The organism is Aeromonas sp. 96A, from assembly GCF_051919165.1.
GTDB classification, from domain to species: Bacteria; Pseudomonadota; Gammaproteobacteria; order Enterobacterales; family Aeromonadaceae; genus Aeromonas; species Aeromonas veronii.
In genome coordinates this window covers 1,979,321-2,001,699 of the sequence record NZ_JBQBFE010000001.1, presented here as the reverse complement: position 1 = coordinate 2,001,699, position 22,379 = coordinate 1,979,321, and the positions used below count along the sequence as shown (strand labels likewise).

Genomic DNA, 22,379 nt, shown 5'->3' with positions numbered 1-22,379 from the left:
ATGGAAAACTGGGACAAATGACCCGCTGAGACCAAAATTACCGAAAAATGACGTTTTTTATCTGAAAAGTGAAAATCAAAACAAAACGCTACTGTTCAACATTTTTTTAAAAAATATAAACAGCTGTTTGTTTGAGTTTTGGGTGTTTTTAAGTTGTTGATTGATAATGTTTTTGTTTGATGGGTGAAATTGAAGGAAAACGATACCATCTCGACGATTTTATCTGTTATCCCCATGGGAGCGGTCAGGTTCAACCCTCATGAAGTTAGTGTTTTATTCTTATTAAGGCCGATAAATCAAAATAAGATATAAACAGACAGCACGTTAACTAATAAGTTCATCAAATTTTAATTCAGCGCCATTCGCGTCGTTTAACAATGTTTTTACATTGAATTGGTTGTTTTTGGCAGAATTATTCACTAATTATGTCGGTCAAAATTAATACACTCCGCTTATTTTACGCCTGACCTCGCCACCCCCCTGCTCCATTGACGTCGCTAGTCAAAGATTGATAAGCCTTACACATCGCTCCAAAGAGGGCGGTATCAGGAAGCAAACAATAAACAACCAGGAAGGATATAAGCGATGCTTAGGAAGAGCAGAATCTCTGCTGCGATTGCGTTCGCCTTGGCGAGCCTTGCAGCGGCCCCATCCGTATCTGCCGAAGAAGGGCAGAACGTCGAAAAACTGCAGAAAATCAAAGTCACTGGCTCCCGTATATCTACAACTCAGGTGGAAGGCCCATCACCTGTTACCATGATTAGTGCAAAAGATATTGAAGCTCGCGGGTTTAATAGTGCCGCAGATATTCTAGGCTCTTTGTCGCAAAACAGCGGTGTGATGAATCAGACAAATTCTTTCTCATTCACGCCTGCTGCTCAGTCAGTCAACTTGCGCGGCTTAGGCGCTGGCAAGACCTTGGTGCTTGTTGATGGTCGACGTCTTCCTCAATACCCGCTTGCACAAGACGGGTCGAGTAACTTCACCGATATTGGTCAAATTCCTGTTGCTGCCATCGAGCGTGTCGAGATCCTCACCGATGCTGGCTCTGCCATTTACGGCTCTGATGCCATCGGAGGGGTAGTTAACTTCATTCTGAAAAAAGATTTCGATGGGGTCGCTGTCAAAGCAAAATATGGTGATACGACCGAAGGTGGTTATCAGCATGGTCGCGTTGACATTGTTGCGGGTTCCCAATGGGAGCGGGCCAGAACCATGGTTGTGGGTCAGTTTTCTGGCAATGAAATATTGAAGAACAAAGATCGTGACTGGGCCGGTTTGGATAAATCAGATCGTTCCGCTTTTGGTAACTTCTCGAGTTACGGAGCCAACTTCCAGAAGTCTAATGGCGCATTGGTTGCGACAGTTGCAGATTGCACCAGTCTTATTGGTGAAAATGCAGTCAAGCTGGCAAATGGCAAATGTGGTTATAACCGAGCTGGTGATCGAACCCTCAAACCAGAAGACAAGCAGTACGATCTGATGGGGCGTGGTGAGTACGATATCACTGATAATGTCACCGCAATGGCAGAGCTTCGCTGGGGAACCAAGGAGACTAACTCACAATTTGAACCCAATCCGCTGGAGGTTAAGGTTTCCGCAACGGATCCTGGTAATCCATATGGTCAAGAGGGCTCCTATGTACGTCGTCTTGTCGAGTTCGGACCGCGCCAAAGTAATACCACCTCTGATGCAGCGGCTTTCACGACAGGTTTGACTGGCACATTGGCTGATAAATATGAGTGGGAAGCCTATGCAGGCTACGCTACCCAAGATGTGTCCACAGACAATCCTGCTGTACTTGGGACACTCGAAGATGCTGTTCGCCAGGGGGATGTAGACCTATTCCAGCGAATCGATCCTGCTACCGTCGCCAAATATTCAGGAAACTCCAATAAGGATGCCTCTACCAAGCTGTGGAGTTTCAATAGCGCTCTGAGCGGTGATTTGGTTGAGCTCCCTGCTGGCACCTCGGGTTTCGCTCTTGCTGCCGAGTGGACTAACACGGACTATAGCGAGACAACCGATGACATAACCAAAGCCGGTGGTTTTTCTGGTTTGGGAGGTACTGAAGGCGGTGGTAAACGCGATCAAGTCGGTCTTGGTGGGGAACTTCTCATTCCGATGATCACTGACGTCGAGATGACATTGGCTGGCCGCTACGATCGCTATTTTGATGACTCTGAAACCGGCGGTGCGTTCACTCCCAAGGTTGCCATTACCTATCGCCCTATTGATACGCTGTTATTGCGTGGTAGCTGGGGGCAAGGTTTCAAGGCTCCTGATATGAAGCGACTATTTGGTGGTTCAACTCAGGCGTTTGGTTCTAGTTCTGACTTGCAATACTGCTTGGCTCAGGGAGGGTCTGGCTTGGGTGACAAGTCTACTCCTGCGATCGCAGAAGCGTGTGGGACTCAGTACTACGATGTTGTTACCGGCCCCAATAAGGCTCTAAAGGAAGAGCGTAGTAACAACTACAACTTGGGCTTGGCTTGGGAACCGATCGAGCGTCTGGGTTTCACAGTTGATTACTATTACATCGATCTCGAGGATATTGTTGATGACCCTGATCGTCAGAAAGTCATTAATAACCCATCTCAGTATCCAGGCTCAGTGGTGGAACGCGATGCTAACGGTAAGTTGGTAAAAGTAAGCTATGGTCCGGTTAACATGGCATCCGAGAAGATTTCAGGTCTCGACTTCAAAGTAAAATACAGTTACGAGACTGATTCTTTCGGTATCTTCCGTACTTCAATCGCTCTCACTCGTGAGCTTAAACGCGAGCGCATCGTGCAGGCGGGAGAATCGGCTGTTGATGACCTGCCTTTCACTCCGAAATATAAAGGAAACTGGGAGCTTGGATGGGGTTATGGTGACCTGACAACAACCTTGTTTGCTAACTATCGTGATCGGATGTGCTCATCTTACGCTAACAATTACTACTTCACTGATTGCGAAGATGCTAAAGCTCAAGGATTTGAGCCTGAAATCGCTAGCTTCACGACATGGAATCTCACTATGGGGTATCAGCTTAACGAAGCTGCCAGCGTGACACTGGGTGCGGTCAACCTGTTTGACAAGACACCTCCGGCTGACCGCATCAGCGATACCGCCCCCTACTTTGCCAACGATTATGACAATCCGATTGGTCGGACTGTCTTTGTGGAAGGCAATTACAAGTTCTAATCAACCCTGTTGATATACAACCTCAGCCGGCCCGGTCGGGTCGGCTGTGCCCAACGTCCAAGGAAGTTACGGAGATAGGGTAATCCTATGAAGACAAGGACCATTACAATGAAGAAAGCGCTCCTTGGCAGCCTGGTTTCGGCCGCCTTGTTGACCAGCTTCAATCTGAGTGCCGCCACTGCCGGTCAGGCCGTGGACGCTCAAGCCGCCACCAATAATGCATCCAAAGTTTCCCAGCAGAAAATCGACAGCTATGCCGAATCTGCCGAGTCCGCACTGGCCCAGTACAAGGCCGCCCTGCGGCAGGTCGACAGTCTGCGCACCTACAACGAGCAGGTGAGCAAGATGGTCGAGTCCCAGAGCGCCGAGCTGGCGTCGATGCAAAAGCAGATCGCCCAGATTGATCAGACCAGCACCGAAGTGGTGCCCCTGATGCTCAAGATGATCGACTCCCTCGAACAATTTGTGTCACTGGATCTGCCGTTTCAGAAGGTCGAGCGCGAGGACCGCGTAGCGGCCCTGACCGACCTGATGAACCGCGCCGATGTCACCATCTCCGAGAAGTACCGCAAGATCCTGGAAGCCTACCAGATCGAGGAGGGCTTCAGCCGCACCATCGAGGCCTACAAGGCGAGCCTGGACAAGGATGGCAGCGAGAAGACCTACGAGTTCCTGCGGGTTGGCCGCATCGCGCTGCTTTACCAGTCCCCGGATGGTCAGGAGACCGGCATGTGGAACAAGCAGACCCGTCAGTGGGAAGAGTTGCCAGAGGAGTATCGCAGTGCGGTTGAACAGGGCCTTCGCATCGCCAAGAAGCAGGCGCCTCCCGCGCTGATCAAGCTGCCGGTTCAAACTGCGGAGAAAGCATCATGAAAGGAATCAAACTTGCTATTGCCTCCCTGATTGCGGGAGCAACCCTGGTTACCCTGCCGGTGACCGCTGCCGAAAAACCGGTGGATCTCAATGCGCTGCTGAACCAGGTCAAGGCCTCCAGCCTGAGCGAATCCCAACTCAACAAGGAGCGGGAAGCCCGCTTCCTGGCTGACAAGAACGAGCAGGGGGCGCTGCTGGCCAAGGCCAAGGCCGAGCTGGCTGCCGAAACAGCCAAGGGCGAGCAGCTCAAGGCGACCTTTGATGCCAACGACAAGCAACTGACCGAGCTGACTGAAACTCTGCGCCAGCGTTCCGGCAACATGGGCGAGATGTTTGGTGTGCTGCGTCAGTTCGCCGGTGAGTTCAAGGGGATCTTCAACGCCTCCGCTCGTCGGGTCGAGCATCCGGAGCAATCCGCCCTGCTGACCCGTCTGGCCGAGAGTAAAGAGCTCCCCTCCAGCGACGATCTGGAAGCGTTCTGGACCACCACCCTCAGCCGCATGGTGGACGGTGGCAAGGTGAGCCAGATCCCGGCGACCGTGGTCTACGGCGAAGGCAACCAGGCCGAGAAGACCGTCACCCAGATCGGCGAGTTCAACACTGTCTCCGAAGGCAAGTACCTCACCTTCGTGCCGGAGACCGGTAAATTCGAGCAGCTCTCCCGTCAACCGGAGAAGAGTGTGCTGGCTCCCATCGCCGAGTTTGAACAGGGCGGTGACGGGGTCAAGCCCATCTTTATCGACCCGTCTCGCGGCGTGATCCTCTCCCTGTTGGTGCAGTCACCGACCCTCAAGGAGCGTATCGATCAGGGTGGTTCCGTGGGTTATGTGATCCTGGCATTGGGGGTCATCGGTACCCTGCTGGCCATCTTCTGCGGTATCCGCCTGTCGCTGATCGGCTCGTCCATGCGCAAGCAGCTGAAATCCGATCAGATCATCAAGGGTAACCCCATTGGTGACATGCTGGGGGCCTACCAGAACCATCGCGGTGACAATATCGAGGATCTGGAGTCCAAGCTCGACGAGATCATCCTGCGCAACGTGCCCAAGTTCGAGAAGGGCATCAGCATCATCAAGCTGATCGCCTCCGTAGCACCACTGCTGGGCCTGCTCGGTACCGTGGTGGGGATGATTGCCACCTTCCAGGCCATCACTCTGTTTGGTACCGGCGATCCCAAGCTGATGGCGGGCGGTATCTCCGAGGCGCTGGTGACCACCATGCAGGGTCTGGTCGTCGCGGTGCCCATGCTGTTCCTCTACACCATTGTGCAGACCCAGAGCCGTCGTCTGATCCAGGTGCTGGAAGAGCAGAGCGCCGGTTTCGTGGCCCGTTATCAGGAACGTCTGCACGCCTCCAAAGCCGCAGCGTAAGGAGTCACCCATGTGGTTCTGGTTGATTGAAGAAGTCGAGTCGGTCCGCCGGTTTTTGGGATTGGGGGGCGATGTACTGGTCGCCCTGTTCTTCCTGACCCTGATGATGTGGGCCCTGTTGCTGGAGCGCTGGTTCTACTTCATGGCGGTCTACCCCAAGCAGGTGAAGCAGACCAAGGCCACCTGGCTGGCCCGTACCGATCATCTCTCCTGGTCTGCCAAGCAGATCCGGCGCGAGCTGGTCTCACGGGTTGCCATGGCGGTGGACAAGGGTATGCCGGTCATCAAGGTGCTGATCGCTCTCTGCCCGTTGATGGGGCTGCTCGGCACCGTGGTGGGGATGGTGCAGGTGTTTGACACCCTGGCCATCACCGGCACCGGTTCGCCGCGGGCGATGGCATCGGGGATCTCCAAGGCAACGGTACCGACCATGGCGGGCATGATCGCCGCCCTTTCCGGCCTGTTTTTTGTCAACCAGCTCGATCACAAGGCCAAACTGGCGGTGCAAAAGCTGGAAGACAACCTGAAACACGGTTGATGCAGGATGCATACCCCCGGCCAGGCATGGCCTGCCGGGGGCACAGAACAAGCAAGGAGTTTCTGCTATGAGAAAACGTTACAGCGACAGCGGTGCTGACGAGGCGGCTATCGATTTGACCCCCATGCTGGACATAGTGTTCATCATGCTGATCTTCTTTATCGTCACCACCTCCTTCGTCAAGGAGTCCGGTGTCGAGATCAACCGTCCCAGTGCCAGCACGGCCGAGACGGTGAAGAAGGGCAATATCATGGTCGCGGTGCGCGAAAACGGTCAGGTCTGGGTCGACAAGCGGGTGGTCGAGGTCGGTGCGGTACGCGCCAACATCGAGCGGCTGCGGGCCGAAAACCCGGAGAGCGCCGTGGTGATCCAGGCCGATAACGAATCCCGTTCCGGTCTGGTGGTGCAGGTCATGGATCAGATCCGCATGGCCGGTGTCCAGAACATCTCCATCGCGGCAGACAAGAGCAACTGATGCCGGAGAGAGACCTATGAGATACCTGATATCGTTGGCGGTCTCCTGTGTGGTGGTGTTCTTTCTGTTTCTGGGAATGAACAAGCTGATCACACCGGATCACCGGGAGCTGGTGGAGAAGGATGACGTCACCATGACCGATTTCATCCGCCTCAAGCCCCAGGAGACCCTGCAAGAGAAACAGCGGGAGCTGCCCAAACCGCCGCCGCCCAAGCGTCCGCCGCCTCCTCCCGAGATGGAAGTGGCCAGCACGGATCGGCCGAAGATGGATAGCGCGCCGATGGACATGCCCAAGCTCGACATCCCGGTCAACATCGGTGGTGGCAACGCGCTGGGTGCCTACAGCACCGGCGGTGGTGGTGGCGGAGTGGGTGGCAACAACGGTGCCATTCCGCTGGCAACCTTCGAGCCCATGATGCCCCGCAAGGCGGCACTGGCGGGGCTGGCCTCCGGCAAGGTGCTGGTGGAGTTCACCGTCACCGAGCGCGGCACCGTCAGCAACGTGCGGATCGTCAAGGAAGAGCCGCGCAGTTATGACCTCGGCAAAGAGGCGCGCAAAACCATCGCCAAGTGGACGTTCAAACCGGCCATGGTGGATGGCAAGCCGCAGGCGAGCCGTATGCAGCAAGAGATCGAGTTTGCGGTCAACTAAGGAAGGTGGCGATGAACAAGTTACACAAGATGATCCTCGCCTCGGTCGCCATGGCGGTGCTGCTCAGCACCGCCAGTTGGGCCGCCGAGCAGCCGGCCCTGTCGGATCGGGCCTATCGGGCGGTCAACAAGGCGCAGGAGCTGATCACTGACAAGCAATACGGTCTGGCGAATGCCAGATTGCAGGAGGCACTCTCCAGCGTGGGTGATAGGGTCTACGACAAGGGAGTCATATTGCAGACTCTCGGTTTCGTAGCCGCCCAGCAGGAGAAATACGGTCAGGCGACCAAGTACTTTGCCGATGCCATCGCGACAGGCGGCTTGCCGCCACAGGTGGCCCAGCAGGTGCGCTACAACCTGGCCCAGCTCTATATGGCGGAGGGTAATTATCAGGGGTCGATCAAGACCATGAAAGAGTGGTTTGCCAACCAGGGCAAGGATGACAAGCCCAACTCCCATGCCTATATCACGCTGGCCAACGCCCACGTGCAGCTCAAGCAGTACCGTGACGCGATCCCGGCGGTGGATCAGGCGATCAAGCTGTCGGCAGGTAAAGCGCCGGAGTCCTGGTATCTGCTGAAGATGGGCGCTCACTACGAGCTGAAACAGTACAAACCGGCGACCGAGGTGCTGACCTCTCTGGTCAACATGTTCCCGGAGAAGAAGAAGTACTGGACCCAGCTCTCGGCCATGCATATGCAGGCAGGCAACGATGCCAAGGCGCTGGCGGCGCTGGAGTCGGCCTACAACCTCGGTATGTTGACCGAGGCCGCCGAGCTGCAGCGCCTCGCCAACTACCTCGCCTTCACCGGCATTCCCCATCGCGCCGCACGGGTGATGGAGAAGGGGATGAAGGACGGGGTGATTGAGCAGAACGCCAGCAACTACAAGACTCTGGCCAACTACTGGCATCAGGCCAAGGAGCTGGATCCGGCCATCGACACCCTGGCCAAATCCTACCAGCTGGCCCCGAGCGCCGAATTGCAGCTGAAAATGGCACGCATGATGATCCAGAGCAAACGCTATCAGGATCTGGTGGCGCTGGCCGCCAAACCGGCCGCCAATGCCAATGGTGAACAGCGTGCTGATCTCAAGTTCCTGACCGGGGTCGCCTATTTTGAGCAACAAAAGCCGAAGGAGGCCCTCAACGCCTTCACCCAGGCGGCTCAGAATGGCAACGTCAGCGGTCGGGCATCTCCGTGGATCAGCTTCCTCAAAGAGCAGAGTGGCACCGGAGAGGCAGCCGTCCAGTAATTCCAATGACAACTACCTGTAGTCCCTTTTATGGTTGCCTGGTGGCTCCATTAACCGCTCTTCGGAGCGGTTTTTTTATGGTGGCTGCCAGCACCAGCGGGTAGCCGACGCACGGTTTTATCCCTCTTCATCCCAATAAAGAGCCTCCGTCGACATTGATCTATCTCTCCCGGTGTGACAAACGTTTTGGCTAGGGCTGCAACCGTGAAGCAAGGTGGCGTTGCGCTGTGGTTGACGGGGGCTGGAGTGGCTCGCTGCCAGGCGGGCCGTGCCATTCATCTTTCACTCAGCTGCGACTTGCTAGTGTGGCTTTTGCCCTGTTGATAAGCGTCACACCGAAACGGCTACTTTTAACAAGAAAAGCAACATATGGAAGTTGAAATTTTGGCCGACTCAGGAAAGAATGCGCGCTCGGTTATTGGCGTCGTGGGGCAGGTTGACCCGCCACCGGCAGACCGAGGATGAGACGGCCCCCGGCCCATTTGGTACAGGAAACCACACAGGAATTTTATGAATCCCCTTCGCACTGCCGCTTCGGCCCTTTTATGCACTTTTGCGCTGGTCAGCCAGCAGGCTGCCGCCGTCGAGTACCGTCTGCCTGCGGCCAACAGCCGCCTGATCGGTGAAAACCAGGAATACGTGGTGCCTGCGGACAACCGTCCGCTGGAGCAGATCGCTGCTGACTTCCAGCTGGGTCTGACCAACATCATGGAAGCCAACCCGGGCGTTGATCCCTATCTGCCGAAAGCGGGTAGCACCCTGATCATCCCCCACCAGCTGATCCTGCCCAACGCGCCCCGCGAAGGGATCGTCATCAACGTTGCCGAGATGCGTCTCTACTACTACCCGAAAGGGAAGAACGTGGTGGAAGTACTGCCCATCGGCATCGGTCAACTGGGGGTAAACACCCCGGAGAACTGGATCACCAAGGTAGAGCGCAAGCGCGCCAACCCGACCTGGACCCCGACCGAGAACATCCGTCGTCGCTATGCCGCCCAGGGCAAGACTCTGCCGGCAGTATGGCCAGCCGGTCCGGATAACCCCATGGGTCTGCACGCCCTCTATATCGGCAACCTCTATGCCATCCACGGCACCAACGCCACCTTCGGTATCGGTCTGCGGGTGAGCAGCGGTTGCGTGCGTCTGCGTGCTGACGACATCAAGTATCTGTTCGACAACGTGCCGGTCGGCACCCGCGTTCAGTTCGTCAACCAGCCGGTCAAGACCACGGTCGAGCCGGATGGCGGTCGCTACATGGAAGTACACGAGCCGCTGTCGCGCACCGAGGAGGAGTTCAACTCCACCGCCTCCGTGCCGCTCCCGATGACACCGGCTATCACCCGCTTCATCGCTCACGCCGAGTCTGACTCCAACGTGGTCAAGCAGGTGCTGGAGCAGCGTACCGGTATGCCGACCCGCCTCAATCCCTGATTGAGCAAGTTGGCGGTGCCGCGCGCACTGGCTGAATAAAGAAAACGGCGACCATCTGGTCGCCGTTTTTTTATGGGGGAGTCACCGCTTGCTTACTGCACGCAGACCGGGCAGAAGGCGTAGGTGCCTTGCGGATCGTTGAAGCGGGTGAGCGGGTCGAGACTGCGGTTCACTTCCACCAATGCCTTGCCAAATCCAGCCGGCAGCCAGCTTTGCAACTGGGGGGCCAGCACTTGGGCACTGCTGTCAAACAGCTGGCGCAGGAACTTGTCCTTGGTGGACTCCTCCTGCTCGATGGGGGTGACCTGCCACTCTTTGAGGTTGGCCAGCTCGGCGGCGGCCTTGATGGCGTCATCCAGATTGCCGAACTCGTCCACCAGACCCAGGGCCTTGGCATCTTCGCCGGTCCAGACCCGTCCTTCGGCCGCTTTCTCGGCCTCTTCCGGGCTCAGACCACGACCTTTGCTGACCAGACCGATGAAGCGCTGGTAGGTATCTTCCACGCTCAGCTGGATAGCCTGACCGACGTGATCCGGCAGAGCGCGGGTCGGGCCGACGCCAACGTAATCTGTGGTGCCGACCCCGTCGGTATGGACACCGAACTGAGCCAACGCCTTGTCGATGGTGGCGAACATGCCGAACACCCCGATGGAACCGGTGAGAGTAGTTGGGGAGGCGAAGATCTTGTCCGCATCGGCGGAGATCCAGTAGCCACCGGAGGCGGCATAGCTGCCCATGGAGACCACTACCGGTTTGCCAGCCTGTTTCAGAGCCAGCAGCTCGGCGCGGATCTGCTCGGCGGCGAAGGCGCTGCCGCCCGGGCTGTCGACCCGCAGGACCACGGCTTTGACCTTGTCATCGCGGCGAGCATCGGCCAGCAGGTCGGAGAGGCTGTCGCCGCCGATGGTGCCGGCAGGCTGGACGCCATCCATGATGGCGCCGCTGGCGACCACCAGACCCACCTCATCCTTGCCGCTCTGGGGATATTGTTCCGGAATGGCAGCCAGATACTCTTTCAGGCCGACCCCTTTCCAGCCGTGATCGTCCGCTTCACCCACCTCTTTAATGACCGCCTGGGTCATCTCGTCGCGGGTGGCCAGCTGATCCACCAGACCGTTGTCGAGGGCGTAGTTGGCGGCATTGCCACCGGCCTTGCGCAGCAGCTCGAGGAAGCGCTCCTTGCCCGGTGCCACGGCATCCGGTTCGATCTCCCGCTGCTCGGCTACATCGGCCACATAGGATTGCCACAGCTGATCCAGCCAGCGCTGGTTTGCTTCTTTGCTCTCGGGAGACATCTCGTCGCGGGTATAGGGTTCGACGAAGGATTTGTAGGTGCCGACCTTGAATACATGCGGGGTGATGTTGAGCTTCTCCAGCGCCGACTTGAAGTAGGTCTGGTAGACACCAAGCCCCTCGATCACCACGGCGCCGCTCTGGTTGAGCAGCACGTGATCGGCGTGGGCCGCCAGCAGGTATTGCCCCTGAGTGTAGAAGTCGGCCATGGCGATCACCGGTTTGCCGCTCTCCCGGAAGGAGTCGATGGCACTCGCCACCTCCTGCAGTTTGGTGAAGTTGGCCCCCTGCAGCCCTTGCGGCTTGATCACCAGCGCCTTGATGCGCTCGTCATCCTTGGCACTCTTGATGGCCCACAGCAGGTCAGAGAGAACGATCTCGCTCGGCTGCTCGTCGCTGCTGTCCATCTGGCGCAGCAGTTGTACGGTGGGATCTGTCTGGGAGCGTTGCTCCACCAGCACGCCGTTGAGATTGAGGGTCAGCGCGCCTTCAATGGGCGCCTTGGGAGCCTCTTTCTGGCTGACGCTGAAGACGATGACCAGCACTACGATGAGAAACAGCAGATTGACCAGCATCAGCCGGGTGAAATTGAGCAGGCGCCACAGGCTGCGGAACAACCAACCCAGACCTTTGAAAATAGACATAGTCGCGTTATCGCCCTGTTAATGGGTAGAGAAGAGCCATTATTAACCAGTTGCGGGCGAAATTGCCATTTCCGACTGGCGGATCCCGCCTATCTTCGTTCAGGGCACGGCTGTTCGCTGAAAAAATTGTCCAAACATTTGTTTGAAAAAGAATTTTCGATTCTTTACTCTAGCCTCAGTTTGATAACAAAAAATTAACTGGAGGCATCGTGAGCCGCTATCCGACCCTGCTGATCCCGCTCGACCTTGGTTTTACCCAGCTGCGCAACCGTGTGTTGATGGGCTCCATGCATACCGGCCTCGAAGAGGAGAAGGGCGGTTTTGACAAGCTGGCCGCCTTTTATGCTGAGCGCGCCCGTGGTGGTGTTGGCCTTATCGTCACCGGCGGTATTGCCCCCAACTTGCGCGGTCGGCTGGTGCCTCACGGCTCCCAGCTGAGCTTTCCCTGGCAGGTGAGCAAGCACAAGAAGGTGACCAGCGCCGTGCATCAGGAGGGGGGCAAGATAGCGCTGCAGATCCTCCATGCCGGTCGTTACGCCTATCATCCGTTCAGTCTGGCGCCGAGCGCCCTCAAGGCCCCCATCTCCCCGTTCAAACCGCGCGCCATGAGCGAGCGGCAGATCCGCGGCACCATCCGCGACTTCGCGGCTACAGCAGCGTTGGCCAAGGCGGCCGGTTATGACGGCGTCGAGGTGATGGGCTCGGAAGGCTATCTCATCAACCAGTTCATCTGCGAGCGAACCAACAAACGCACCGATGGCTGGGGCGGCAGCAGCGAAAAGCGGATGCGCTTTCCGGTGGAGATTGTCCGTGCCATTCGCGAGCGGGTCGGCACCGACTTCATCATTATCTTCCGCCTCTCCATGCTGGATCTGGTGGAGCAGGGCTCGACCCTGGAAGAGGTGATTGCCCTTGGCAAAGCGCTGGAAGCGGTGGGGGTGACCCTCATCAACACTGGCATCGGTTGGCACGAAGCGCGTATTCCCACCATCGCCACCAGCGTGCCGCGCGGCGCCTTCAGCTGGGTCACTGCCGAGCTGAAAAAACACCTCAAGGTGCCCCTCATTACCACCAACCGTATCAACACCCCCGAGGTGGCCGAGCGCATTCTGGCGGGTGGCGAGGCGGATATGGTCTCCATGGCGCGCCCCTTCCTAGCGGATCCCGAATTTGTCATCAAGGCGGCCGAAAATCGGGCGGACGAGATCAACACCTGCATCGCCTGCAATCAAGCTTGCCTTGACCATGTGTTCAAGCAGAAGCGCGCCTCCTGTCTGGTCAATCCCCGCGCCTGTTTCGAGACTGAGCTGACCTTTGGCCGCGTCCCCCAGCCCAAAAAGCTGGCGGTCGTGGGGGCTGGCCCGGCTGGGCTGGCGTTTGCCTGCTACGCTGCCGAGCGCGGTCATCAGGTGAGCCTGTTCGATCAAGCCAGCGAAATCGGCGGCCAGTTCAACTTCGCCAAGCAGATCCCGGGTAAGGAGGAGTTTCACGAGACTCTGCGCTATTTCGCCAAGCGGCTGGAGAAGTGCGGCGTCGAGCTCTATCTGGGCCAGCGCCAGAGTGCCGAGAGCCTGCTCAGCGGCGGTTTTGACGAGGTGATCCTCGCCACCGGTATCCGTCCGCGCACCCCCAATATCCCGGGGATCGAGCATCCCAAGGTATTGAACTACCTCGATGTATTGCGGGATCACAAGCCGGTCGGCGAGAAGGTGGCGGTGATCGGTGCCGGCGGCATCGGTTTCGATGTGGCTGAGTATCTGGTAGAGAAGAAGGTGGAGATGGATGCCGATGGGCACCGTGATCACTGGCTCAAGGAGTGGGGCATCGACAAACAGCTTGGCGAGCGCGGTGGCCTCACGGCTCCTGAAATCGACGCCCCCGAGCGCCAGATCTGGCTGCTCCAGCGCAAGGAGAGCAAGGTGGGTGACGGACTTGGCAAGACCACCGGCTGGATCCACCGTACCGTGCTCAAGAACCGCAAGGTGCAGATGCTCTCCGGGGTGCAATATCTGGGGATCGATGACGAGGGTTTGCACATTCAGGTGGGCGAGAGCAAGCAGTGTCTGCCGGTGGATCAGGTGATCGTCTGCGCCGGGCAGGAGCCCCTCAAGGAGCTGCAGGCCGGGTTGCAAGCGGCAGGCAAGCCGGTGCACATCATCGGCGGAGCCGACGTGGCTGCCGAGCTGGATGCCAAGCGCGCCATCCGGCAAGGGGCCGAGCTGGCTGCGATCATCTAGCCAACTGTGCCCTCTTGTCCTTTATAGTGCGATAAACCCCTGAGCCTCAGGGGTTTTCTTCATTCGGTGCTGTGCTAAGGTAGCGCCATCATTGCCCCAGAGAAGGAATTGCCCATGGATGCCCTCACCCTGTTGCTCAATCGCCACTCCTGTGGCCGTCTCGCCGATCCCGCCCCGAGCGGTGAGGTGCTCGACAATATCCTCAAGGCGGGCCTGCGCGCGCCGGATCACGGCACCCTGACTCCCTGGCAGTTCATTCTGTTTGAAGGGGAGGGGCGCGAGCGGCTGGGCAAGCTGCTGGCCGAGGCGGCCCGTGCCCGTGGCGAAGATGAAGAGAGCATCAAGAAGTGCAGCGAAGCGCCGCTGCGGGCGCCCTTGGTCGTCGCCGTGGCAACCCGTTATCAGGATCACCCCAAGGTGCCGAAACTGGAGCAGGAACTCTCTGCCGGTTGTGCCCTGATGGCGATGCAGATGGCGGCGCAGGCGCAGGGCTTCAACGGTATCTGGCGCTCCGGCTGGTTTATCTTCGATGAGCAGATCAACAAAGGATTGGGACTGGCGGCAGAGGATCAGCTGGTGGGTTTCCTCTATCTCGGTACCCCCATGCTGGAAGCACGCAAGCTGCGCGAACTGCCGCTCGATGAGTTTGTCCGCCGTTTCTGACTTTTCGGTCACGTTGCGGTTGAGAGAAGCAAAGCCTCGAGAAATCGGGGCTTTTCTGTTTAACCGTGAATAGTAACCAGAGAAATTGGGGAAAATAAATGGGCCAAAGAGGCTTCGCGCGTCATAGCAGGTAATTATTTAAATAGTGCGATGTACCTCGCAATCCTGTTGTATTTCACTATGTAAAACGTTTGCGCATTCGCTAATATCTCCCTGCCAGTTTAGAAGGGCACTCCTTCTAATTTTTCTGCGATGAGAGTCGCAATTCCGTAGCACCTTTTAACAGCCCAACGTCTTCGTGACATTGGGCTTTATTTTTATGGGGTGTCGGGGTTGCTGTGAGCTGATGGCAGCATCGTCATGCAGCCCGGTTGGCAGCCTTATGCCCTGTTTTTGGCTGGCAGGATCCGGGCTGGATTGCCGACGACCCGAGCTCCGGCCGGTACATCTTTGGTGACTACGGCGCCTGCGCCGACGATCGCCTCCCGCCCTATAGTGACGCCGGGCAGCAAGATGGCGCCTCCACCAATCCAGACCTTGTCTTCAATGGTGACCGGCAGCGCCGTCTCTGTGCCCTGAATTCGTTCGTCGGCCTCCAGTGCATGGGCTGCGGTATAGATCTGCACGTTTGGCCCAATCATCACGTTGGCTCCGATGCGGATGGGGGCATTGTCTAGCAGGGTCGCTCCCATATTGATGTAGGAGTCCTTGCCCAGGTGGATGTGGCGGCCATAGGTGCAGTAGAGGGGCGGGCAGATAAAGGCATTCTCTGCCAGTCCGCCAATCAGCTCCGCCAGTAGTGCCCGCTGTTCTGCTTCCTCTTCCGCCTGATTGAAACGGCGATAGCGCCGTGCCGCCTCCCGGCGCAACTGGGCTAGCTCGGATGCCATGCAGTTGTACTGTTGGCTGCTAATCATCTTCTGGTATTCGCTCATGGCAGGGCCTCAATGATGTGGAAGAACGATGTTAATCCCTCATTGGCCAGAGAAGCGTGAACCGTCCCCCAGAGTGGGAAAGGTGGAGAAACAACAAGAGCACCCGTGGGTGCTCTTGTTTGATAAAGATGCTGACTTTCCGCCTTGAGAGCGGGAGCTATGTTTAGCCGTGCTTGCGGCCGGAGAGGCGGCACCACTCCTCCTTGACGGCGGTCGGGTCCATCTCGAACCACTGGCCGTAGATAGTTTCCAGTTCCGGGGCCTGACTTTCCAGCACGCCGGAGAGGGCCATCAGGCTGCCCGCTTGGCCGTGGCCGGCGATCAGCGGAGCCAGTTCGCGCAGCGGGCCGGCCAGGATGTTGGCGACCACTACGTCCGCTTCGACGTCTTGTGGCTGGTCGGCTGGCAGATAGAGCTCAATCTGGTCGGCGACGCCGTTGCGCGCGGCGTTGTCGCGGCTGGCCTGAATGGCCTGCGGGTCGATGTCGATGCCGATGACGCGGGCGGCACCCAGTTTCAGGGCGGCGATGCCGAGAATGCCGGAGCCGCAACCAAAATCGACCACGGTTTTACCGGTCAGATCCAGCCCGTCCAGCCACTGCAGGCAAAGTGCCGTGGTGGGGTGGGTACCGGTACCGAAGGCCAGGCCCGGATCCAGCATGACGTTGACCGCATCGGGATTCGGCACGTCGCGCCAGCTCGGGCAGATCCAGAGGCGCTCGCCAAACTGCATGGGGTGGAAGTGATCCATCCACTCGCGCACCCAATCCTTGTCTTCCAGCTGCTCGACCTTGTAGCCGACATTTTCGCCGAAGATCTGCTGGAAGAAGGCGATGGTGGGAGCCGGATCGGTTTCGGCATCGAACAGACCCATCACTTCGGTCTCGCCCCAGAGCGGGGTTTCACCGGGCATGGGTTCATAGACGGGCACATCCTTGGCATCCATAAAGGTCACCGCCTGGGCTCCACGCCCCAGCAGCATGTTGCTCACCTTGTCTGCGGTCTTGGCAGTGGCGTTGATTCGAATTTGTATCCAGGGCATGGCGTCGACTCTTCATAAATGTGAAACCGCGAGATTCTACCATCATGGGGCAGTGCTGTCGTGGTTTGCCCATGACGTGGAGGGATTCGGGGGCTTTTGCAGGATTGGCACGGTTCCTGTATTGCTCTATGCAGGCGAAGACGACCGGTTTTCGCTGAACGCTTTGCTCAAGTTCCGTCATCTTTCACTGCCACCCTCGGGTGGCATTTTTTTATCTGCACTTGTTTGCCTGGTAAACAGTCTGCCAGACAAAAAAGAGCAAGGTCGGCACCTTGCTCAAGGACGGGCTGACGCCGTTTTGGCGCATTCATGCTGCTGTTGGCACGCCAGATGCAAAGACTAATATGTCCTGCATAAGGATATGTGTGTGATTGTTACCCCAATGTTCAGGTATTCAGGCCATTTCTCGCGAAATGGCCTCTTTTTTGGCTGATTGTCGGACGTTGGCCTGCCACAGGCAGTCATGAGTGCCGCTGGTTGTGCCCGTTTGGGGCATCTCCTTGGTGAACTTATCCCATCATGGTGCGTTTGAGGGCTTAGTTGGCAAAGCCGCTCATGTCGATCACCAGCTTGCCTACCATGCGGCCTGCTTCCACCTCGGCATGGGCCTGAGCCAGCGTGACCGGGGTCAGTGACGGGATGGTTCTGGTCAGGGTGGTCTGCAATACCCCTTCATCGACCAGTGCCGCCACCCGGCCGAGCAGGCGGTGCTGCTCGATCATGTCCGGCGTCTGGAACAGGGAGCGGGTGAACATGAACTCCTGGCTGAAGGTGACGCTCTTGCTCTTGAGCAGGGAGAGATCCCACGGCTCGCTCGATTCGGCGATGGTGCAGATATGGCCAAACGGGCGGATCAGCCCTGCCATGGTGGCCCAGTGCTCGGCGGTGGCGTTGGTGCAGAAGATGGCATCGACCTGGGTGATACCAAGGACGGTCAGCTCCTCCTGCAACTTGTGGTGGTTTACGACCTGATGGGCGCCCATCTCGAGGCACCACTCACGGCTCTCGGGGCGGGAGGCGGTCGCAATCACCTCCATGCCGGTGAGCTGGCGAGCCAGCTGGATGGCGATGGAGCCCACGCCACCGGCGCCGCCGATGATCAGCAGTTTGCCACGGCTTTCGCGGGTAAGAGCGAAGCGCTCGAACAGGGTCTCCCAGGCGGTGATGGCGGTGAGCGGCAGGGTGGCGGCCTCCACATCGCTCAAGGTGGTGGGGGCGATCGCGGCGATACGCTCATCCACCAGTTGCAGGGCGCTGTTGCTACCCGGGCGGCTGATGTCGCCGGCATACCAGACCCGGTCGCCCGCCTTGAACAGGGTGACTTCGCTGCCGATGGCGATCACTTCCCCCACCGCATCCCAACCCAGCACCCGGGGCGAGCTTTCAATTTTGGCCTTGGGGGAACGCACCTTGGTATCCACCGGATTGACGGAGGTGGCGGTGACCCGCACCAGCAGATCCCGCGGACCCGGAACCGGATCGGGCAGGTTGGCGGCGATGAAGCAGTCGGGGTGGTCGCTTGGCAGATAGTGAGTCAGGGCAATGGCTTTCATGGTTTTTCCTTTCAAATCGCTGTGTTCGGGATTGCCACTCACTCTAGTCTGGTTGATTATCAAGATTAAGATGGGTAATCGGTAAAGACTGTTTGAATATATGAACAATGTCGATCTGGAGTTGATGGGACTGTTCGCCACCGTGGTGGAGCAGGGAAGCTTTACCCGAGCCGCCGAGCTGCTTGGTATGCCCAAGTCATCGGTGAGCCAGAAGATCTCGCGGCTCGAATCCCAGCTCGGGGTGCGGCTGTTGCAGCGTACCACTCGCAGGTTGAGCCTGACCCCGCAGGGTGAACTCTATGTGGAGCACTGTCAGGGGCTGCTGGCACTGGCCCGCAGCGCCAATCTGGCGATGGCACGGCTGCGCTCGGCCCCGGCGGGGCGGGTGCGGATCACCGCCCCCGAGGCGACCGGTACTCTATTGCTTGGCCGGATCCTCGCCGAGTTTCGCGCCCTCTATCCCGAAGTGGTGCTGGAGTTGACCCTGAGCGATGAACAGCTCGATCTGGTGGGGGAAGGTTATGATTTGGCGCTGCGAGCGGCGCCGCTGAAAGACTCCAGCCTCATCTGTCGGCGTATCGGTCAGGTGGCGCGTCATCTGGTGGCAGCGCCCGCCTATCTGGCGGCCCACGGCATGCCGCAACAGCTGAGCGAGCTGGGCCGTTATGCCTGTCTGGTGCACTCGGCCATGCAGGTGTGGCCATTGCAGGAGGGTGGCTGGCGGCCACAGGGGGCCTGTGTCAGCAACAGCTTGCTGGCGCTGCGGGAGATGGCACTCCATGACGGGGGGATTGCCCTGTTGCCCCACCATGTATGTGAAGGGGATTTGGCGGCGGGGCGGCTGCAGAAGGTGTTGCCGGATCAGCCCATTCCGGCCAACCCGTTCTACCTAATCTATCCGAGTCGGGAGCATCTGGCCCCCGCTCTGCGCACCCTGATGGATTTCGTGGCCGAGCGGTTGCCGTTTGCCTGAGTTACCAACTGCTCTGGCTGGCCGACTCCTGATTGGGTTTGAGGCCGAGGGGGACCGACTGGCGCTCCGCCAGCATGCGGATCTGCCCTTCAATCAGGCTGGCGCTGGGGCCCAGCACCAGCACCAGCTGGTGGTCGTTGAGCTGGATCCAGGAGAGGCAGCCCAGGCCCAGCAGGCGGGATTCATCCACCAGTGAAATATCACGCACCCGCAGGCTGAGGCGGGTGATGCAGACGCTCATCGCCACCAGATTGTCCATCCCGCCCAGCACCTTGAGGTACTGGATCGCCAGCATCTGCGGGTCTGAGGGGGCAACGCTGGCAAGGCGCGGATGCTCCACTGCGATGGGCTTGCTCGGCATGCTGAGGGGGGCGCGCTCCAGCAGTTGATAGAACAGCAGGGTGTAGGCAACGAAGAACAGGATACCGACCGGGATGAGCCAGAAGCTGTGCTCCCCTGCCTGATAGCTCAGCACCAGATCCAGCAGACCGGCGGAGAAGTAACTGCCCACCTTGATCCCCAGCCCGCTACAGACAGCGAGCGATAGCCCGGTCAACAGGGCGTGGGCGAGAAACAGCCAGGGGGCGGTAAAGGCGAACAGAAATTCGATAGGCTCTGTGATACCCACCAGTGCCGAGGTGAGCGCCAGGGTGAGCAGCAGCCCGCCTTGTGGCAGCCGCTGCATCCGCTGGCGGTGCAGCCAGATGGCAAAACAGGCGCCCGGCAGGCCGAACATGATGATGGGGTAAAGACCGGCCACATACCCTTCATGAAGGGGTTGGGCGGTGGCCAGCGCCTGCAGGTTGCTCTCGCCAAGGCCGATGACGCTGCCCAATACCTGATGGAGCCCGAGCGGGATCAGCAGTCGGTTGAGGGTGCCGTAGCAGAAGGCGCCAAACGGCGTGGTGAGCAGCTCGGAGGTGAGCAGGGTCAGCCCGCGCTCCAGTGGCGGCCACAGCAGCGAGAGGGGGATGGCTATCAGCAAGCAGGCCAAGGCCGACACCAGCAGGCTGGGAAACTCTCCCCTGGCGATCTGCAGACAGCGGGGCAGCGTTTGCTGGTGTACCCAGGGGTAGATGATGGCGGTGGTGAGCCCCGCCAACAGGCCGCAGATCATGTCGGCGTGCAGGTTGGGGGCCAGCGTATTGAAGGCGGTGCTGAGCAGCAGGAAGTTGACCGCCCCCGCCAGCGTCTGTCCGCCCAGCTCCTGCCGACTCAGACCAAAGGCGATCGCCACCGCATAGATAAGCGGCATCTGGCTGAAGATCGCCTGACCGGTGAGGGAGAGCACCGCCAAATCGAGCACGTCGGGTTGACCAAGCCGGTATATCAGCGCCGCCATCGGCAGGATGGAGACGGGCAGCAGCAGGGCATAACCGAGCCGCTGCAGGGCTTGAGTAACGACTTGTCGAGTGGCTTTAACGGGCATACAGCGGCTACGTTCTGTGACTTGGCGCACAGTTTAACCGGAAAACACCTATTTGGGGATAGTTTTGGAACCCCTAATTTATATTTTTATTATTTCTGCCCGAAAAGCTCGCGCACTTCCCGCGAGGGCGGTGCCGTCAGCAAGCTGACCGTGATAAAGACCACCAGCGCCAGCGTGAGGCTTGGCACGATGGCGTGCAGACCAGCCAGCTTGATCCCCCACTGACTCAGTACCCCATAGCTGACGATGCCGCTGACCATGCTGGCCAGCGCGCCCGGGCCGTTGGCCCGTGACCAGTAGAGGCCGAGCACCAGCGGCCAGAGGAACACCGCCTGCAGACCGCCAAAGGCGAGCAGGTTGAGCCAGATGATCATCTCGGGCGGTTGTAGCGCCGCCAGCAGCACCAGGGTGCCCAAGATCAGGGTGCAGAGCAGGGAGAGGCGCGGAATGCGCACTTCCAGCTTCTCCTGCTTTGGACTCAGATAGTTGAGATAGAGATCTTTCACCAGAGTGGCGGAAGCCTGGATCAGCTGGGAGTCGATGGTGGACATGATGGCTGCCATCGGCGCCGCCAGAAAGACCCCGGCCAGCCAGGGGGGCAGCACTTCCATCATCAGGGAGGGCATGATCTTGTCCGGGCTGTCCATGCCCGGCAGGATGGCGCGGCCAAGGGCGCCTGCCAGATGCATGCCAAACATCAGCAGCGCGCTGACCACGGTGCCGATCAGAATGCCGCGATGGAGCGCCTTGCTGTCGCGATAGCCAAAGCAGCGCAGCGCCGAGTGGGGCAGCCCCACCACCCCGACACAGACCAAGATCCAGAAGCTCAGCATAAAGGGCTGGGTCAACATGTCGCCGGCCCCTTGCGGGCTTACCAGCTTGGGATCGATCTCCCTGAGCTGGTGGATAAGGTTCGGCAGGCCGTCACCGGCAATCAAAATACCCGCCAGCAAGGCGCCGGTGCCGATCAGCATGATGATCCCCTGCAGGGCATCAGTCATCACCACCGCGCGGAAGCCGCCGATGATGGTGTAGAGCAGTACGCAGCTGGCAAACAGCATCAACCCCTGCTGGTAGGAGAGGCCTGTAGCGGTCTCCAGCAGACGGGCGCCACCGATAAATTGCACCACCATGGTCGCGATAAAGGCGAGGATGATAGTAATGGAGCCGAGGATCACCACCGCCTTGCTCTGGTAGCGGGCCCACAGCATATCGTTGATGGTCACCGCATTGACCCGGCGGGCGATGATGGCGAACTTCTTGCCAAGCACTCCCAGAGTGAGCCAGACGGTGGGCAGCTGGATCATCGCCAGCAACACCCAGCCCAGACCGATCTTGTAGGCCGCGCCCGGCCCGCCGATAAAGGAGGAGGCCGAGGTGTAGGTGGCCACTAGCGTCATCGCCAGCACCAGCCCACCCATGCTGCGGTTGCCGATGAAGTACTCCTGCACGAAGTTGCCTTCTGCGCGATGGCGGCTGGCCCAGAAACCCACCCCCAGCACCAGCACCAGATAGATGACGAGCGGCAGCATCAACTCAAGATTCATGGGATGACTCCTTGCCGGAAGGGGAGTGGGTATCGAGGGGGATCTCCACAAACAGCCGGTTCACCATCAGTGCGCAGAGCAGAATGAACAGCAGCGGCATCACCATGCAACTGAGCAGGAACCACAGCGGCAGCCCCCACAACTCCAGCTGGAGCGGGATAAAATAGGCGGTGCCATACCAGGCAAAGAAGTAGAACAGGGTCAGCAGCAGGCAGAAAGCTGCTTCCCGGCGGGCGAGAGCAAAACGGTTCACCTTGGCCTCCGACAAATTTGAGGGGCGCAAGG

General features: G+C 58.7%; 18 protein-coding genes. 11 read left to right on the top strand and 7 right to left on the bottom strand.

What is annotated here, in order from left to right:
* Positions 1-585 precede the first annotated feature (585 nt).
* The 8 genes from ACTG2W_RS09030 (at position 586) to ACTG2W_RS08995 (ending at position 9,778) form a co-directional block, all read left to right on the top strand.
* Positions 586-3,186: a TonB-dependent receptor gene (locus tag ACTG2W_RS09030; protein ID WP_106842285.1), complete on the top strand. Its 2,601-nt coding sequence runs from the start codon at positions 586-588 to the stop codon at positions 3,184-3,186.
* 108 nt (positions 3,187-3,294) lie between these two features.
* Positions 3,295-4,059: a DUF3450 domain-containing protein gene (locus ACTG2W_RS09025; protein ID WP_106842286.1), complete on the top strand. Its 765-nt coding sequence runs from the start codon at positions 3,295-3,297 to the stop codon at positions 4,057-4,059.
* Entirely contained in the window at positions 4,056-5,429 is a 1,374-nt protein-coding gene (locus ACTG2W_RS09020; protein WP_042054929.1) for a MotA/TolQ/ExbB proton channel family protein, read from the top strand. Before ACTG2W_RS09025 ends, ACTG2W_RS09020 begins: the two co-directional genes overlap by 4 nt.
* A 10-nt stretch (positions 5,430-5,439) precedes the next feature.
* Positions 5,440-5,967, top strand: coding sequence for a MotA/TolQ/ExbB proton channel family protein (locus tag ACTG2W_RS09015; RefSeq protein WP_005338936.1), 528 nt, complete (start codon positions 5,440-5,442; stop codon positions 5,965-5,967).
* Between the two features lie 67 nt (positions 5,968-6,034).
* Complete coding sequence (locus tag ACTG2W_RS09010) at positions 6,035-6,442, top strand: ExbD/TolR family protein (RefSeq protein ID WP_106842287.1); 408 nt, start codon at positions 6,035-6,037, stop codon at positions 6,440-6,442.
* A gap of 16 nt (positions 6,443-6,458) precedes the next feature.
* Positions 6,459-7,094 (top strand): energy transducer TonB, encoded by a 636-nt coding sequence (locus ACTG2W_RS09005; protein WP_042656692.1) that lies wholly within the window; start codon positions 6,459-6,461, stop codon positions 7,092-7,094.
* Positions 7,095-7,105: 11 nt separating this feature from the next.
* Positions 7,106-8,347 (top strand): tetratricopeptide repeat protein, encoded by a 1,242-nt coding sequence (locus tag ACTG2W_RS09000; RefSeq protein ID WP_128836404.1) that lies wholly within the window; start codon positions 7,106-7,108, stop codon positions 8,345-8,347.
* A 510-nt stretch (positions 8,348-8,857) separates the two neighbouring features.
* Positions 8,858-9,778 (top strand): L,D-transpeptidase family protein, encoded by a 921-nt coding sequence (locus ACTG2W_RS08995; protein WP_005338927.1) that lies wholly within the window; start codon positions 8,858-8,860, stop codon positions 9,776-9,778.
* 92 nt (positions 9,779-9,870) lie between these two features.
* On the opposite strand, the gene sppA is transcribed toward ACTG2W_RS08995, so the two are convergent.
* Positions 9,871-11,715, bottom strand: coding sequence for a signal peptide peptidase SppA (gene sppA, locus ACTG2W_RS08990; protein ID WP_101531282.1), 1,845 nt, complete (start codon positions 11,713-11,715; stop codon positions 9,871-9,873).
* A 209-nt stretch (positions 11,716-11,924) separates the two neighbouring features.
* On the opposite strand from sppA, the gene ACTG2W_RS08985 reads away from it, so the two are divergent.
* On the top strand, positions 11,925-13,952 hold the full coding sequence (locus ACTG2W_RS08985; RefSeq protein WP_111899880.1) for an NADPH-dependent 2,4-dienoyl-CoA reductase: 2,028 nt from the start codon (positions 11,925-11,927) through the stop codon (positions 13,950-13,952).
* Positions 13,953-14,066: 114 nt separating this feature from the next.
* Positions 14,067-14,615 carry an NAD(P)H nitroreductase gene (locus ACTG2W_RS08980; RefSeq protein ID WP_005338924.1) on the top strand — a complete coding sequence of 183 codons (549 nt, stop codon included), beginning with the start codon at positions 14,067-14,069 and terminating at the stop codon, positions 14,613-14,615.
* 380 nt (positions 14,616-14,995) lie between these two features.
* On the opposite strand, the gene ACTG2W_RS08975 is transcribed toward ACTG2W_RS08980, so the two are convergent.
* The 3 genes from ACTG2W_RS08975 to ACTG2W_RS08965 all read right to left on the bottom strand — a co-directional run bounded on the left by ACTG2W_RS08975 (position 14,996) and on the right by ACTG2W_RS08965 (position 18,145).
* On the bottom strand, positions 14,996-15,550 hold the full coding sequence (locus ACTG2W_RS08975) for a sugar O-acetyltransferase (protein ID WP_128836398.1): 555 nt from the start codon (positions 15,548-15,550) through the stop codon (positions 14,996-14,998).
* A 163-nt stretch (positions 15,551-15,713) separates the two neighbouring features.
* The gene (gene prmA / locus ACTG2W_RS08970) at positions 15,714-16,592 is read right to left on the bottom strand and encodes a 50S ribosomal protein L11 methyltransferase (RefSeq protein WP_128836397.1); all 879 of its coding nucleotides are present in this window, start codon (positions 16,590-16,592) and stop codon (positions 15,714-15,716) included.
* 536 nt (positions 16,593-17,128) lie between these two features.
* Positions 17,129-18,145, bottom strand: coding sequence for a zinc-binding alcohol dehydrogenase family protein (locus ACTG2W_RS08965; RefSeq protein ID WP_106842293.1), 1,017 nt, complete (start codon positions 18,143-18,145; stop codon positions 17,129-17,131).
* A 100-nt stretch (positions 18,146-18,245) separates the two neighbouring features.
* Here ACTG2W_RS08965 and ACTG2W_RS08960 point away from each other — a divergent pair, with 100 nt between their 5' ends.
* Positions 18,246-19,118 (top strand): LysR family transcriptional regulator, encoded by an 873-nt coding sequence (locus tag ACTG2W_RS08960; protein ID WP_181281547.1) that lies wholly within the window; start codon positions 18,246-18,248, stop codon positions 19,116-19,118.
* A gap of 1 nt (position 19,119) precedes the next feature.
* Here the strand turns inward: ACTG2W_RS08960 and ACTG2W_RS08955 are convergent, their stop codons facing one another.
* From ACTG2W_RS08955 to ACTG2W_RS08945, 3 genes are all read right to left on the bottom strand, one after another.
* Positions 19,120-20,547 carry a PTS transporter subunit EIIC gene (locus ACTG2W_RS08955; RefSeq protein ID WP_106842294.1) on the bottom strand — a complete coding sequence of 476 codons (1,428 nt, stop codon included), beginning with the start codon at positions 20,545-20,547 and terminating at the stop codon, positions 19,120-19,122.
* Between the two features lie 89 nt (positions 20,548-20,636).
* Positions 20,637-22,094 (bottom strand): sodium/pantothenate symporter, encoded by a 1,458-nt coding sequence (panF, locus tag ACTG2W_RS08950; RefSeq protein WP_101531276.1) that lies wholly within the window; start codon positions 22,092-22,094, stop codon positions 20,637-20,639.
* The gene (locus ACTG2W_RS08945) at positions 22,084-22,347 is read right to left on the bottom strand and encodes a YhdT family protein (RefSeq protein WP_005349483.1); all 264 of its coding nucleotides are present in this window, start codon (positions 22,345-22,347) and stop codon (positions 22,084-22,086) included. The genes panF and ACTG2W_RS08945 overlap by 11 nt, the downstream gene beginning before the upstream one ends.
* Positions 22,348-22,379: the final 32 nt, after the last annotated feature.

What these genes read in the sequence shown, in the direction of transcription:
- ACTG2W_RS08995 (WP_005338927.1), top strand. Translation starts at nt 8,858, where the DNA reads ATGAATCCCCTTCGCACTGCCGCTTCGGCCCTTTTATGCACTTTTGCG.
- ACTG2W_RS08955 (WP_106842294.1), bottom strand. Translation starts at nt 20,547, where the DNA reads ATGCCCGTTAAAGCCACTCGACAAGTCGTTACTCAAGCCCTGCAGCGG.
- prmA (WP_128836397.1), bottom strand. Translation starts at nt 16,592, where the DNA reads ATGCCCTGGATACAAATTCGAATCAACGCCACTGCCAAGACCGCAGAC.
- ACTG2W_RS09005 (WP_042656692.1), top strand. Translation starts at nt 6,459, where the DNA reads ATGAGATACCTGATATCGTTGGCGGTCTCCTGTGTGGTGGTGTTCTTT.
- ACTG2W_RS09015 (WP_005338936.1), top strand. Translation starts at nt 5,440, where the DNA reads ATGTGGTTCTGGTTGATTGAAGAAGTCGAGTCGGTCCGCCGGTTTTTG.
- ACTG2W_RS09025 (WP_106842286.1), top strand. Translation starts at nt 3,295, where the DNA reads ATGAAGAAAGCGCTCCTTGGCAGCCTGGTTTCGGCCGCCTTGTTGACC.
- ACTG2W_RS09010 (WP_106842287.1), top strand. Translation starts at nt 6,035, where the DNA reads ATGAGAAAACGTTACAGCGACAGCGGTGCTGACGAGGCGGCTATCGAT.
- ACTG2W_RS09030 (WP_106842285.1), top strand. Translation starts at nt 586, where the DNA reads ATGCTTAGGAAGAGCAGAATCTCTGCTGCGATTGCGTTCGCCTTGGCG.
- ACTG2W_RS08965 (WP_106842293.1), bottom strand. Translation starts at nt 18,145, where the DNA reads ATGAAAGCCATTGCCCTGACTCACTATCTGCCAAGCGACCACCCCGAC.
- ACTG2W_RS08980 (WP_005338924.1), top strand. Translation starts at nt 14,067, where the DNA reads ATGGATGCCCTCACCCTGTTGCTCAATCGCCACTCCTGTGGCCGTCTC.
- panF (WP_101531276.1), bottom strand. Translation starts at nt 22,094, where the DNA reads ATGAATCTTGAGTTGATGCTGCCGCTCGTCATCTATCTGGTGCTGGTG.
- ACTG2W_RS09020 (WP_042054929.1), top strand. Translation starts at nt 4,056, where the DNA reads ATGAAAGGAATCAAACTTGCTATTGCCTCCCTGATTGCGGGAGCAACC.
- ACTG2W_RS08960 (WP_181281547.1), top strand. Translation starts at nt 18,246, where the DNA reads ATGAACAATGTCGATCTGGAGTTGATGGGACTGTTCGCCACCGTGGTG.
- ACTG2W_RS09000 (WP_128836404.1), top strand. Translation starts at nt 7,106, where the DNA reads ATGAACAAGTTACACAAGATGATCCTCGCCTCGGTCGCCATGGCGGTG.
- sppA (WP_101531282.1), bottom strand. Translation starts at nt 11,715, where the DNA reads ATGTCTATTTTCAAAGGTCTGGGTTGGTTGTTCCGCAGCCTGTGGCGC.
- ACTG2W_RS08975 (WP_128836398.1), bottom strand. Translation starts at nt 15,550, where the DNA reads ATGAGCGAATACCAGAAGATGATTAGCAGCCAACAGTACAACTGCATG.